Origin of the sequence: Thermomonas flagellata (assembly GCF_022419185.1) — a bacterium.
GTDB lineage: Bacteria > Pseudomonadota > Gammaproteobacteria > Xanthomonadales > Xanthomonadaceae > Thermomonas > Thermomonas flagellata.
In genome coordinates, this window is the sequence record NZ_JAJOZK010000008.1 from 88,277 (window position 1) to 100,997 (window position 12,721).

A 12,721-nucleotide genomic window follows, 5' to 3' on the forward strand; every position below is an offset into this window, starting at 1 on the left:
CAGGGGAAACCACCGCCATGATAGCCGGCCGCGGCCGCTATACTGCGGCGCCGCCTTGCGCGCGCCGCGATCCGGCCATGTCCCAGGAACTGCAGACCATCATCGACCTGATCCGCTACGGCGCCAGCCGGTTCAACGCGGCGGGCCTGACCTTCGGCCATGGCTACGACAACGCGCTGGACGAGGCCACCCAGCTCACCCTGCACGCGCTGCACCTGCCGCACGACCTGCCGCCGGCCTACGGCAACGCCCGCATCACCGAGGCCGAGAAGGAGGAAGTGCTGGCGCTGTTCCTGCGCCGCATCGAGGAGCGCATCCCCGCCTGCTACCTCACCGGCGAGGCGTGGTTCGCGGGCCTGAGCTTCAAGACCGACCGCCGCGCGCTGGTGCCGCGCTCGCCGATCGCGGAGCTGATTGAGGCCGGCTTCCAGCCCTGGCTGGGCGACCGCGAAGTGCGCCGCGCGCTGGACCTGTGCACCGGCTCCGGCTGCATCGCGATCGCGATGGCGCACTACAACCCGGACTGGCACGTGGACGGGGTGGACATCAGCGACGATGCGCTGGCGCTGGCGCGCGAGAACGAGGCGCGGCTGCACGTCAAGAATGTGCGGTTTCTGAAATCCGACCTGTTCTCCGCGCTGCAGGGCGAGCGCTACGACCTGATCGTCAGCAACCCGCCGTACGTCACCAACGCCGAGACCGACGCCCTGCCGCGCGAGTACGCGCACGAGCCGGAACTCGGCCTGCGCGCCGGCGACGACGGCCTGGACCTAGCCCTGCGCATCCTGCGCGATGCCCCGCTGCACCTCACCGAGGACGGCCTGCTGATCTGCGAAGTGGGCGAATCCGAGCGCGCGCTGGTCAAGCTGCTGCCGGAACTGCCGCTGGCGTGGGTGGAGTTCAAGGTCGGGCAGATGGGCGTGTTCGTGGCCGAGTGCGCCGACCTGATCGAGCACAATGCGCGCATCGCCGCCCTCGTGGACGCGCGCGAGGCGCGGGCGCCCGCGGCGCCGGCCGCCGGGCGGTTGTTCTGAGGCGATGAACACCTTCGGCCACCTGCTGCGCGTCACCACCTTCGGCGAGTCGCACGGGCCGGCGATCGGCTGCGTGATCGACGGCTGCCCGCCGGGGATCGCGATCCAGCCTGCAGACTTCGCGCATGACCTCGCGCGACGCGCCACCGGCAAGACCCGCCACACCTCGGCGCGGCACGAGGCGGACGAGGTCGAAATCCTGTCCGGCGTGTACGAGGGCGTCACCACCGGCACCCCGATCGCGCTGCTGATCCGCAACGTGGATGCGCGCAGCAAGGACTACGCGAAGATCGCCGCACAGTTCCGCCCGGGCCATGCCGACTACACCTACTGGCAGAAGTACGGCATCCGCGACCCGCGCGGCGGCGGGCGTAGCAGCGCGCGCGAGACGACCATGCGCGTGGCCGCCGCCGTGGTCGCCAAGAAGTGGCTGGCGCAGCGCGGGGTCAGCGTGCGCGGCTGCATGGTCCAGATCGGCGATGTCGTCCCGCGTGCGCACGACTGGGACGCGGTCGAGGGCAACCCGTTCTTCTGGCCCTGCGCGGAGCAGGTGCCGGAGCTCGAGGCTTACATGGACGCGCTGCGCAAGTCCGGTGATTCGGTGGGCGCGAAGATCCAGGTGGTGGCCGACGGCGTGCCGCCGGGCTGGGGCGAGCCGGTCTACGGCAAGCTCGATGCCGAGCTGGCGGCGGCGATGATGTCGATCAACGCGGTCAAGGGCGTGGAGATTGGCGACGGCTTCGCGGCCGTGGCGCAGAAGGGCAGCGCCCACCGCGACGTGATGACGCCGGAGGGCTTTTTGTCCAACCACGCCGGCGGCATCCTCGGCGGCATTTCCACCGGGCAGCAGATCGCCGTGTCGGTGGCGTTCAAGCCGACCTCCAGCCTGCGCCTGCCGGTGCCGGGGCTGGACGTGGACGGCAACGTGGTCGATGTGGTCACTACCGGTCGCCACGACCCTTGCGTGGGCATCCGCGCGACCCCGATCTGCGAGGCGATGCTGGCGCTGGTGCTGATGGACCAGGCGCTGCGCCACCGCGCGCAGTGCGGTGACGTTGGCGAGGTGCGGCCGCGGATCCCCGGCGCGGTCGCGCCGAAACGCTAGCGGCGCGCCGCCGGCTTCGCCCGCACGGGCAGCAGCGCGCCGCTAGGGCTAGGCAGGTCAATCCATTCCCCGCAGGCGCCACCCGGCGCCGCATCCAGATTCCAGAGGCAAGCAACGATGAGCAAGCAGTACAAGGTGGCGGTGGTCGGCGCGACCGGCGCGGTCGGCGAAACCATGCTGGCGATTCTGGCCGAGCGTCGGTTCCCCGCCAGCGCGGTGGTGGCGCTGGCCAGCGAGCGCTCGGCCGGGACCGCGGTCGCGTTCGGCGACGACGAGCTGGTGGTGCAGGACCTGGCCACCTTCGACCCGGCCGCGATCGACATCGCGCTGTTCTCCGCCGGCGGGGCGGTGTCGAAGGCGTACGCGCCGAAGTTCGCCGCCGCCGGCGCGGTGGTGATCGACAACTCCTCCACCTTCCGCTACGACGACGACGTGCCGCTGGTGGTCAGCGAGGTGAACCCGGAGGCGGCGCGCCACCGCCCGCGCGGCATCATCGCCAACCCCAACTGCTCCACCATGCAGCTGATGCCGGTGCTGGCGCCGATCCACAAGGCCTATGGCATCGAGCGCATCAACGTGGCCACCTACCAGTCGGTGTCCGGCGCCGGGCGCAGCGCGCTGGAGGAACTGGGCCGCCAGACCGCGGCGCTGCTGAGCTTCCAGGACCCGGCGCCGGCGAAGTTCCCGGTGCAGATCGCGTTCAACCTGATCCCGCACATCGACGAGTTCCAGCCCAACGGCTACACCAAGGAAGAGATGAAGCTGGTGTGGGAGACCCGCAAGATCCTCGGCGACGACGCCATCCAGGTGAACCCCACCGCGGTGCGGGTGCCGGTGTTCTTCGGCCATTCCGAGGCGGTGAACGTGGAGACCAGGAAGAAGATCACCCCGGACGAGGCGCGCGCGCTGCTGCGCACCGCGCCGGGCGTGCAGGTGGTGGACGAGCCGAAGGCGGGCGGCTACCCGACGCCGGTGACCCACGCCTCGGGCAAGGACCCGGTGTTCGTGGGCCGCATCCGCGAGGACCTGTCGCACCCGCGCGGGCTCAACCTGTGGGTGGTGGCCGACAACATCCGCAAGGGCGCGGCGCTCAACGCGGTGCAGATCGCCGAGCTGCTGGTCGCCGACGGCTTGCCGGCCAAGGCCGCGCGCGGCTAGAGTCACCCGCGCAACCGGGGGAGAGGCGTGAGCAAAACCAGATCCATCGTGGTGGCCGCGGCCCTGCTGCTGGCGGCCGGGCAGGCCATGGCGCTCGGCCTCGGCCAGATCCAGGTCAAGTCGCAGCGCAACCAGCCGCTGCTGGCGGAGATCCCGATCATCTCGGTGACCCCCGGCGAGCTGGAGGCGCTGCAGGCGCGCCTGGCCTCGCCGGAGACCTTCCGCCGGGTGGGCCTGGCGCCGCCGAGCGGGGCCGCCGCCGACCTGCAGTTCAGCCTCGGCCAGGATGGGCGCGGGCGCCCGGTGATCCGGGTCACCACCCTGCAGCCGCTGGAGCAGCCGCTGCTCAATTTCCTGATCGAGGTCGAATGGGGCCAGGGCCGGCTGGTGCGCGAATACAGCGTGGCGCTGGACACCCCGCAGGCCGCGGCGGCCGCGCTGCAGCCGGCGATCCAGCCGGCGCTGGCGGCGGATGCGCCGGTGGTGCAGCGGCCGCTGCCGGAAGCGCCTGCCGCGCCGTCTTCGCCGCCATCCTCGGAGGCGTCCACGGCCGCCGCGCCGGCGGCGGGCGCACCCGCGCCAGCCGCTTCCGCAGCGCCGCCGCCGGCCGCGAGTCCGCTGCCGGCGCAATACGGCCCGGTCAAGCACGGCGAGACCCTCGCGGTCATCGCCCAGCGTCTGCGCCTGGCCGCGGGCAACCGACTCGACCAGGCGATGCTGGCGCTCTTGCGCGCCAATCCGGACGCATTCCTGGGCGACGACATCAACCGCCTGCGGCAGGGGGCGGTGCTGCGCATCCCGAGCGCGGCTGACATCGCCGCGATCCCGCCCGAGGAGGCCGCGCAGGTGGTGCGCGAACAGCTGCGGCAGTGGCGGCAGGCGCGGCGCGCGGTGGCGCAGCCGACCGCAGCGACAGGTACCCACAGCGCCGCCGCCGGCAGCGCGCGCGCCGTGCCCACGCCGGCCACCGCGGCCAAGCCCACCGGGCCGGTGCCTGCGCCCGCCGCGACGCCGGCGGCCGCGGCTCCGCGGCGTGCGGAGGCGCGCCTGCAGATCGTGCCGCCGGCCGATGGGCGCCCGGCCACCGCGACCAAGACCGGCAATAGCGCCAAGGGCGAGGGCAGCATGCTCCAGCAGGAATTGCAGCGACGCGACGAGGAGATCGCGGCCAAGCGCGCCGAGATCGATGAACTGAAGGACCGGGTGGCCGCGCTGGAGAAGCTCAAGCAAGAGCAGGCCCGCCTGCTGGCGCTCAAGGACAGCGAACTGGCCGCCGCCCAGCAGAAGCTGGCCCAGGCCGCCAGTGCGCCCACGCCGGCGCAGCCGGCGGCGCCGCCGGCACCGGCACAGCCGGCCTCGCATGCCGCCTGGTGGTGGGGCGGTGCCGGCCTGCTGGCGGCGATCGTGCTCGCCTGGCTGCTGCTGCGTCGGCGCGCGCCGGCCAGCCCGCCGCCGCGCCGGCGCCTGTTCGACAGCGACGCGCTGGCGGCCAGCCTGCGCACCGCCGCGCCCGCGGCGCCTGCGCCGGCCCCCGCCGATGCAGCGCCGCCGTGGCACGCGCCGGCCGCGTCGCCGGCCGACGCGGTTCCGCCATCAGTACCGGAATCCCCTGCGGCGGCCGAGGATCCGGCCGCCCCCGCGGCGGCCAGCGCCGAGCATCGTTTCAAGCTGGCGCGCGCCTTCCTCGACATCGGCGACGAGCATTCCGCGCGCCAGCTGCTGACGGAACTGCTGCACGACGCCGATCCGGCGGCGCGCGAGGACGCCGCGCGCCTGCTGCGCGAGCTGGGCTGAGGGCGCCGGCGGCGGATGCGGCTGGCGCTGGGCCTCGAATACGACGGCAGCGGGTTCCGCGGCTGGCAGCGCCTCAGCCCGGCCGGCGCGCTGGCGCCGGACGGCAGCCTGCAGACCGCGCTGGAGATCGCGCTGTCGAAGGTCGCCGCGGCGCCGATCGATACCGTCTGCGCCGGCCGCACTGATGCCGGCGTGCATGCGCGCTGCCAGGTGGTGCATTTCGATACCGAGGCCACGCGCGATGCGCGCGGCTGGGTGCTGGGCGCCACCGCCCACCTGCCGCCGACGATGGCGGTGCGCTGGTGCGTGCCGGTCGCCGACGGCTTCAGCGCGCGCTTCTCGGCGCATGCGCGCCGCTACCGCTACCGTATCCTCAACCGCAGCGCGCGCCCGGGGCTGGAACGCCAGTACCTGGGCTGGGAGCGGGTGCCGCTGGATGCGCAGGCCATGCACCAGGCGGCGCAGGCGCTGCGCGGGGAACGGGATTTCTCCGCGTTCCGCAGCGTGCAATGCCAGGCCACCCATGCGCGCCGCCACTTGCAGGAGATTTCCGTCACCCGCGTCGGCGACGAGGTGGTGGTGGAGGTGCAGGCCAACGCCTTCCTGCACCACATGGTGCGCAACATCGTCGGCTCGCTGCTGGTGGTGGGGCGCGGCGAACGCCCGCCGGAGTGGATCGCCGAACTGCTGGACGGCCGCGACCGCACCGCGGCCGGCCCCACCGCGCCGGCCGCCGGGCTGCTGTTCCTCGGCCCGCGCTATCGGCCAGAATGCGGGCTGCCGGCCGAGGTCACCGGCCCCGCGTGATCCCATGCCGCAGCCGCCGTTCCGCACCCGCATCAAGTTCTGCGGCCTGACCCGTCCGGGCGACGTGCGTCTGGCCGGCGAACTAGGCGTGGATGCGATCGGGCTGGTGTTCGCCCGCGACAGCCGCCGCGCGCTCACCCCTGCGGCGGCGCGTGCGTTGCGCGAGGCGGCCGCGCCGCTGGTGGACGTGGTCGCGCTGTTCATGGACAACCCGGCCGACGAGGTGCGCGCGGTCATCGCCCAGGTGCGGCCGACCCTGCTGCAATTCCACGGCCAGGAGGACGATGCCTTCTGCCGGCGCTTCGGGCTGCCCTACCTCAAGGGCCTGGGCCTGGCCGGGGCCGACCCGGTGGACGGCCCCGCGCTGCTGCGGCGCTGGCCGCATGCGGCGGGGTTCGTGCTCGACGGGCACGCGCCCGGCGCCAGCGGCGGCAGCGGACAGGCGCTGGATCCGGCGCGGCTGCCGCAGGACCTGGACCGGCCCTGGCTGCTGGCCGGCGGGCTGACCCCGGAGCGCGTGTTCGACGTGGTCCGCGCGGTCGCGCCGTGGGGGGTGGACGTGTCCAGCGGGATCGAATCGGCGCCCGGGATCAAGGACGGCGCGCGCATGCGCCGTTTCGTCGAGGCGGTGCGCCGCGCCGACTGCGTGGAACTGGGCGCGGACGGCCGCGTCGACGGCTGCCGGGCCTGCGGACGCGGCCACGATCAGGTAGGCTAGGCACATGCCCCGAGGCCATCGCCCCGCCGCTCCGTTCGGCCGCTCGCTGCGGCGTTGGCGGCGCGTGCCCGCCGCCGCGATCCGATGATGCCGCGCCGCACGCGCCAGCGCGTGCGGCCCCGTGACCCCGTCCCGCTGCGCGGCCCGCGGCCGCGCCCCGTGTCCTCGGAGACCCTGCCATGCCCGCTTCCCCGTCCCTGGCCGCCGCGCCGGCCGCGATCGATTTTTCCGCCTATCCCGACGCCCATGGCCACTTCGGCCGCCACGGCGGCCGTTTCGTCGCCGAGACCCTGATCGGCCCGCTGCAGGAACTGGCCGCCGCCTACGACGCCGCGCGCGCCGATCCGGCCTTCCTCGCCGCGTTCGAGAACGACCTCAAGCACTACGTCGGCCGCCCCAGCCCGATCTACCACGCCGAGCGCCTGAGCCGCGAGGTCGGCGGCGCGCAGATCCTGCTCAAGCGCGAGGACCTCAACCACACCGGCGCGCACAAGATCAACAACACCATCGGCCAGGCGCTGCTGGCCGCGCGCATGGGCAAGCAGCGGATCATCGCGGAGACCGGCGCCGGCCAGCACGGCGTCGCGTCCGCCACCGTCGCCACCCGGCTGGGCCTGGAATGCGTGGTGTACATGGGCGCCACCGACATCGAGCGCCAGAAGATCAACGTGTACCGGATGAAGCTCTTGGGCGCGACGGTGGTGCCGGTCACTTCTGGCTCGGCGACGCTGAAGGACGCGCTGAACGAGGCGATGCGCGACTGGGTGACCCACGTCCGCGACACGTTCTACATCATCGGCACCGTGGCCGGCCCGGACCCGTACCCGCGCATGGTGCGCGACTTCAACGCGGTGGTCGGGCGCGAGGCGCGCGCGCAGATGCTGGCCGAGTACGGGCGCCTGCCGGATGCGATCACCGCCTGCGTGGGCGGCGGCAGCAATGCCATCGGCCTGTTCCACGCCTTCCTCAACGATCCGTCGGTGCGCATCGTCGGCGCCGAGGCGGCGGGCGACGGCATCGCCACCGGCCGCCACGCCGCCTCGCTGGCGGCGGGCCGGGTGGGCGTGCTGCACGGCAACCGCACCTACGTGGTCTGCGACGACGACGGCCAGATCGTCGAGACCCATTCGATCTCGGCCGGCCTGGACTACCCCGGCGTCGGCCCCGAGCATGCCTTCCTGAAGGACAGCGGCCGCGCCGAGTACGTGGGCGTGACCGACGCCGAGGCACTGGAGGCCTTCCACCGCCTCACCCGCTGCGAGGGCATCCTGCCGGCGCTGGAGTCCAGCCACGCGGTGGCGCAGGCGATCAAGCTGGCGCGCGAGTTGCCCAAGGACGCGCTGGTGCTGTGCAACCTGTCCGGCCGCGGCGACAAGGACGTGCACACCATCGCCGCGCGCGAGGGTTTGGTGCTCTGAAAAGCCCCGCGCTGGCCGATCAGGCCGGTTTGCGCGACAATACCCAGTTCTTTCGACCCGATACGACGAGGAGTGCGGCCATGGCCGACGAACAGCAGGCCCCGCCCGCGGCCGAGCAGACGAACGCGAACCAGATGGATCCGGCGTTCTTCGACTGCGTCAACGAGTACCTGGAGCTGACCCGCAAGCAGTCCGAGCAGCAGGGCGTCAAGCGCATCAGCCTGGCCAGCCTGTACGCCGCGGCGCGCTTCAACGCGCACGTGTACCTGGTGAGCGTCAAGCCGATCGAGGCCGCAGAGCAGCGCAAGGACTTCCTCGACTATATGACCACCCTGTACCGGCGCATGCTCAACGAGCACCTGGACGGGCTGGGCCACGAGCGCGGCATCGATGTCGGCGATTCCGAGCTGGCCGAGGAATACAAGGCCGCCGGCATCCGGGTCGGGCGCCTGGCGCGCGAGGGCCAGACCCCGGCCAACGATTCCATCGCCGCCGCCGGTGCGGTGCCGCCGTCCGCTTCGAACGAATGACCCGGCTGGACGACCGCCTGCAGGCGCTGCGCGCCGCCGGGCGCAAGGCGCTGGTGCCGTTCGTGACCGCGGGCGACCCCTCGCCGCAGGCGACGGTGCCGGTGCTGCACGCGCTGGTCGCCGCCGGCGCCGACGTGCTCGAGCTGGGCGTGCCGTTCTCCGACCCGATGGCGGACGGCCCGGTGATCCAGCGCAGCTCCGAGCGCGCGCTGGCGCGCGGGGTCGGTCTCGGCGCAGTGCTGGAGATGGTGCGCGCGTTCCGGGTGGACGATGCGGCCACCCCGGTGGTGCTCATGGGCTATCTGAATCCGGTCGAGATCCGCGGCGCCGCGGCGTTCGCCGCCGAGGCCGCGCAGGCCGGGGTGGACGGCGTACTGCTGGTGGACCTGCCGCCGGAGGAAGCCGACGAATACCGCGCAGCGTTCGCCCACCACGGCCTGGTGCTGGTGTCGCTGGCCGCGCCGACGACCCCGCAGGCGCGCCTGGAGCGGCTGTGCGCCCAGGCCGAGGGCTACCTGTACTACGTCAGCTTCGCCGGGGTCACCGGCGCCGACCGCCTGGACGTGGCCGAGGCCGCCGCCCACCTGCGGCAGGTGCGGGCGATGGCCGGGATCCCGGTGTTCGCCGGATTCGGCATCCGCGATGCCGCCGGCGCCGCGGCGATGGCGGCGCATGCCGACGGGGTGGTGGTCGGCAGCGCGCTGGTGGCGGCGCTGGCCGACAGCCCGGACCCGCAGGCCGCGGCCGAGCGCGCCGGCCAGTTCCTGCGCCCGCTGCGCGCAGCGCTGGACGCCGCCGGCTGAGGCCGGCGGTTGTGCCCCGCAACGGGTGGCCGCGCGCGCCCTGGGCTAGACTTGCCGCCCCCCGTCCCGGGGCCTGAGGCTGGAGCCGACCGAACCGATGTCCTGGCTGAAGAAACTGATGCCCGCCCGCATCCGCACCGAGGCCGGTGCCGAGCGCAAGCGCAGCGTGCCCGAGGGCCTGTGGGAGAAGTGCGAGGGCTGTGGTGCCGCGCTCTACCGCCCGGAGCTGGAGGAAAACCTCGAGGTCTGCCCGCAGTGCGGCTTCCACATGCCGATCCGTGCGCGCGCCCGGCTGGCCAGCCTGTTCGACGGCGGCACGGGCGAGGAGATCGGCGCCGAGCTGGGCCCGACCGACGTGCTCAGGTTCAAGGACCAGAAGAAGTATTCCGACCGCATCAAGGCCGCGCAGAAGGCCACCGGCGAGCGCGACGCGCTGGTCGCGATGCAGGGCCGGCTGGCCGGCCACGACCTGGTCGCCGCCGCGTTCGACTTCGCCTTCATGGGCGGCTCGATGGGCTCGGTGGTGGGCGAGCGCTTCACCCTCGCCGCCGAGCGCGCGCTCGCGCTGCGCTGCCCGTTCGTGAGTTTCTCCGCCAGCGGCGGCGCGCGCATGCAGGAGAGCCTGTTCTCGCTGATGCAGATGGCCAAGACCTCGGCCGCGCTGGCGCACTTGCGTGCGGCGGGGGTGCCGTACATCTCGGTGCTCACCCATCCCACCACCGGCGGGGTGTCCGCCAGCTTCGCCATGCTGGGCGATCTCAACATCGCCGAGCCGGGCGCGCTGATCGGCTTCGCCGGCCCGCGGGTGATCGAGCAGACCGTGCGCGAGAAGCTGCCGGAGGGCTTCCAGCGCAGCGAGTTCCTGCGCGAGCACGGCGCCGTGGACCAGATCGTGGACCGCCGCGAGCTGCGCGAGCGGCTGGCGCACCTCTTAGCCCTGCTGATGCAGCGCCCGGTGCCGGCGCTGGAGCCGGAGGCGGCGTGAGCGCGCGCCGCTACTTCGGCACCGACGGCATCCGCGGTCGGGTCGGCGAGGGGCCGATCTCGGCCGACTTCGTGCTGCGCCTGGGCAATGCCTACGGGCACGCGCTGGCGGCGCGCGCCGGCGGCGCCGACTGGCGCAAGCCGGTGGTCCTGATCGGCAAGGACACCCGCATCTCCAACTACATGTTCGAGGCCGCGCTGGAGGCCGGGCTGGTCGCGGCCGGGGTGGACGTGCAGCTGATGGGGCCGATGCCGACCCCGGCGGTGGCGCATCTGACCCATTCCATGCGCGCCGACGGCGGGATCGTGATCTCCGCCTCGCACAACCCGCACCATGACAACGGCATCAAGTTCTTCTCGGCCCAGGGCGAGAAGCTGGACGACGCCACCGAACTGGCGATCGAGGCCGCGCTGGAGCAGCCGTTCCGGACCGTGCCGTCCGAGCGTCTGGGCAAGGCGGTGCGCACCCGCGATACCGTCGGGCGCTACGTCGAGGCCTGCAAGAACGCGGTGCCGCGCGGCTTCAACCTGGACGGCCTGCGGATCGTGGTGGACTGCGCCAACGGCGCCACCTACCAGATCGCGCCGCTGGTGCTGCGCGAACTGGGGGCGCGGGTGGAGGCGATCGGGGTCGAGCCGAACGGGGTCAACATCAACGCCGGGGTCGGTTCCACCCATCCGCAGGCGCTGGCCGCGCAGGTGCGTGCGCGCGGCGCCGACCTCGGCATCGCGTTCGACGGCGACGGCGACCGGGTGGTGTTCGTGGACGCCGGCGGCCATGTGCGCGACGGCGACGACCTGCTGTACGTGCTGGCCTGCGACTGGCAGGCCAGCGGCCGCCTGCGCGGCCCGGTGGTCGGCACCCTGATGACCAACTACGGCTTCGAGCAGGCGCTGGCGGCGCGCGGGATCGGCTTCGTGCGCGCCCAGGTCGGCGACCGTCACGTACACCAGCAGCTGCTGGCGCACGGCGGCGTGCTCGGCGGCGAGGCCAGCGGCCACATCCTGTGCCTGGACCGTGCCAGCACCGGCGATGGCATCATCAGCGCGCTGCAGGTGCTGGAGGTGCTGCGCCGGCGCGGCCTGGGCCTGGCCGAGGCGGTGCAGGGCCTGCGCAAGCTGCCGCAGCAGACGGTGAACGTGCGCTTCGCCGCCGGCCATCGCCCGCACGAGGCGGAGGCCGTGCAGGCCGCGCTCGCCGCGGCGCGGCGCGCCGTGGACGGCCGCGGGCGCGCGTTCCTGCGCCCGTCCGGCACCGAGCCGGTGGTGCGGGTCACGGTCGAGGCCGACGACCCGGCGCTGGTCGAATCCACCGTGCAGGCCCTGGCCGACGCCGTGCGCGCGGCCGCGGCCTGATCCCGATCAACCCGCCCGCGCCTGCCGCGGGCGACACTCCCGCTTCGTTCCCGACACCGACCGCCATGAGCCAGCCGCAGATCCCGACCCTCGACATCCGCCGCTTCGACACCGACCGCGAGGCCTTCGTGGCCGAGCTGGGCAACGCCTACCGCGAATGGGGCTTCGCCGGCATCCGCGGCCACGGCATCCCGCAGGAGGTGATCGACGGCGCCTACGACGCCTTCGTCGCGTTCTTCGCGCTGCCGGAAGAGACCAAGAAGCAGTACCACGTGCCCGGCGGCGGCGGCGCGCGCGGCTACACCCCGTTCGGAGTGGAGACCGCGAAGGGCTCCAAGCACTTCGACCTCAAGGAGTTCTGGCACGTCGGCCGCGAGGTGCGCGACGAGAAGTACGCCGAGGTGATGCCGCCCAACCTGTGGCCGGCGGAGGTGCCGGAGTTCCGCGAGCGCGCGCTGGCGCTGTACGCCGCGCTGGACGCGCTGGGGGCGCGGGTGCTGGCGGCGCTGGCGCTCAACCTCGGGCTGCCCGAGGACTACTTCGCCGACAAGACCGACAACGGCAATTCGATCCTGCGCCCGATCCACTATCCGCCGATCACCGCCGACGAGATCCCCAACGTGCGCGCCGGCGCGCACGAGGACATCAACCTGATCACCCTGCTGGTCGGCGCCAGCGCGGAAGGCCTGGAGGTGCTCTCGCGCAAGGGCGAGTGGGTGCCGTTCACCGCGGATGCCGACACCATCGTGGTCAACATCGGCGACATGCTGCAGCGCCTGACCAACCACGTGCTGCCGTCCACCACCCACCGGGTGGTCAACCCGCCGGGCGAGAAGGCGCGCCAGCCGCGCTATTCCACCCCGTTCTTCCTGCACCCGAACCCGGATTTCGTGATCGACGTGCTGCCCGGCTGCGTCAGCGCCGACAACCCCAGCCGCTATCCCGAGCCGATCACCGCCCAGGGCTACCTGGAAGAGCGCCTGCGCGAGATCAAGCTGAAGTGACGCACTGGCG

General features: G+C 73.2%; 12 protein-coding genes. All 12 read left to right on the forward strand.

Annotation, left to right across the window (positions count from 1 at the left end; translation table 11 throughout):
- Positions 1 to 77: 77 nt before the first annotated feature.
- The 12 genes from prmB (at position 78) to ML340_RS08895 (ending at position 12,711) form a co-directional block, all read left to right on the forward strand.
- A complete protein-coding gene (gene prmB / locus ML340_RS08840) occupies positions 78 to 1,034 on the forward strand; it encodes a 50S ribosomal protein L3 N(5)-glutamine methyltransferase (protein ID WP_240098814.1) in 957 nt (318 codons plus the stop codon).
- A 4-nt stretch (positions 1,035 to 1,038) separates the two neighbouring features.
- Positions 1,039 to 2,139: a chorismate synthase gene (aroC, locus tag ML340_RS08845; RefSeq protein WP_240098816.1), complete on the forward strand. Its 1,101-nt coding sequence runs from the start codon at positions 1,039 to 1,041 to the stop codon at positions 2,137 to 2,139.
- A 117-nt stretch (positions 2,140 to 2,256) separates the two neighbouring features.
- Entirely contained in the window at positions 2,257 to 3,297 is a 1,041-nt protein-coding gene (locus ML340_RS08850) for an aspartate-semialdehyde dehydrogenase (RefSeq protein ID WP_240098818.1), read from the forward strand.
- 27 nt (positions 3,298 to 3,324) lie between these two features.
- Complete coding sequence (locus ML340_RS08855; protein WP_240098821.1) at positions 3,325 to 5,091, forward strand: FimV/HubP family polar landmark protein; 1,767 nt, start codon at positions 3,325 to 3,327, stop codon at positions 5,089 to 5,091.
- A 15-nt stretch (positions 5,092 to 5,106) separates the two neighbouring features.
- The gene (truA, locus tag ML340_RS08860) at positions 5,107 to 5,898 is read left to right on the forward strand and encodes a tRNA pseudouridine(38-40) synthase TruA (RefSeq protein WP_240098823.1); all 792 of its coding nucleotides are present in this window, start codon (positions 5,107 to 5,109) and stop codon (positions 5,896 to 5,898) included.
- Positions 5,899 to 5,902: 4 nt separating this feature from the next.
- Positions 5,903 to 6,616 (forward strand): phosphoribosylanthranilate isomerase, encoded by a 714-nt coding sequence (locus ML340_RS08865; protein ID WP_240098825.1) that lies wholly within the window; start codon positions 5,903 to 5,905, stop codon positions 6,614 to 6,616.
- 179 nt (positions 6,617 to 6,795) lie between these two features.
- The gene (gene trpB / locus ML340_RS08870; protein ID WP_425608306.1) at positions 6,796 to 8,034 is read left to right on the forward strand and encodes a tryptophan synthase subunit beta; all 1,239 of its coding nucleotides are present in this window, start codon (positions 6,796 to 6,798) and stop codon (positions 8,032 to 8,034) included.
- An 80-nt stretch (positions 8,035 to 8,114) separates the two neighbouring features.
- Entirely contained in the window at positions 8,115 to 8,564 is a 450-nt protein-coding gene (locus ML340_RS08875) for a DUF3144 domain-containing protein (RefSeq protein WP_240098827.1), read from the forward strand.
- On the forward strand, positions 8,561 to 9,367 hold the full coding sequence (gene trpA, locus ML340_RS08880; protein ID WP_240098829.1) for a tryptophan synthase subunit alpha: 807 nt from the start codon (positions 8,561 to 8,563) through the stop codon (positions 9,365 to 9,367). The genes ML340_RS08875 and trpA overlap by 4 nt, the downstream gene beginning before the upstream one ends.
- A 97-nt stretch (positions 9,368 to 9,464) precedes the next feature.
- Positions 9,465 to 10,352: an acetyl-CoA carboxylase, carboxyltransferase subunit beta gene (gene accD, locus ML340_RS08885; RefSeq protein ID WP_240098831.1), complete on the forward strand. Its 888-nt coding sequence runs from the start codon at positions 9,465 to 9,467 to the stop codon at positions 10,350 to 10,352.
- On the forward strand, positions 10,349 to 11,707 hold the full coding sequence (glmM, locus tag ML340_RS08890; RefSeq protein WP_240098833.1) for a phosphoglucosamine mutase: 1,359 nt from the start codon (positions 10,349 to 10,351) through the stop codon (positions 11,705 to 11,707). The genes accD and glmM overlap by 4 nt, the downstream gene beginning before the upstream one ends.
- Positions 11,708 to 11,772: 65 nt before the next feature.
- Complete coding sequence (locus ML340_RS08895) at positions 11,773 to 12,711, forward strand: isopenicillin N synthase family dioxygenase (protein ID WP_240098835.1); 939 nt, start codon at positions 11,773 to 11,775, stop codon at positions 12,709 to 12,711.
- Positions 12,712 to 12,721: the final 10 nt, after the last annotated feature.

Excerpts from the sequence above, each read along its gene's own strand:
- aroC (WP_240098816.1), top strand. The coding sequence starts at position 1,039 with ATGAACACCTTCGGCCACCTGCTGCGCGTCACCACCTTCGGCGAGTCG.
- trpA (WP_240098829.1), top strand. The coding sequence starts at position 8,561 with ATGACCCGGCTGGACGACCGCCTGCAGGCGCTGCGCGCCGCCGGGCGC.
- trpB (WP_425608306.1), top strand. The coding sequence starts at position 6,796 with ATGCCCGCTTCCCCGTCCCTGGCCGCCGCGCCGGCCGCGATCGATTTT.
- ML340_RS08895 (WP_240098835.1), top strand. The coding sequence starts at position 11,773 with ATGAGCCAGCCGCAGATCCCGACCCTCGACATCCGCCGCTTCGACACC.
- ML340_RS08875 (WP_240098827.1), top strand. The coding sequence starts at position 8,115 with ATGGCCGACGAACAGCAGGCCCCGCCCGCGGCCGAGCAGACGAACGCG.
- accD (WP_240098831.1), top strand. The coding sequence starts at position 9,465 with ATGTCCTGGCTGAAGAAACTGATGCCCGCCCGCATCCGCACCGAGGCC.
- truA (WP_240098823.1), top strand. The coding sequence starts at position 5,107 with ATGCGGCTGGCGCTGGGCCTCGAATACGACGGCAGCGGGTTCCGCGGC.
- ML340_RS08850 (WP_240098818.1), top strand. The coding sequence starts at position 2,257 with ATGAGCAAGCAGTACAAGGTGGCGGTGGTCGGCGCGACCGGCGCGGTC.
- prmB (WP_240098814.1), top strand. The coding sequence starts at position 78 with ATGTCCCAGGAACTGCAGACCATCATCGACCTGATCCGCTACGGCGCC.
- ML340_RS08865 (WP_240098825.1), top strand. The coding sequence starts at position 5,903 with ATGCCGCAGCCGCCGTTCCGCACCCGCATCAAGTTCTGCGGCCTGACC.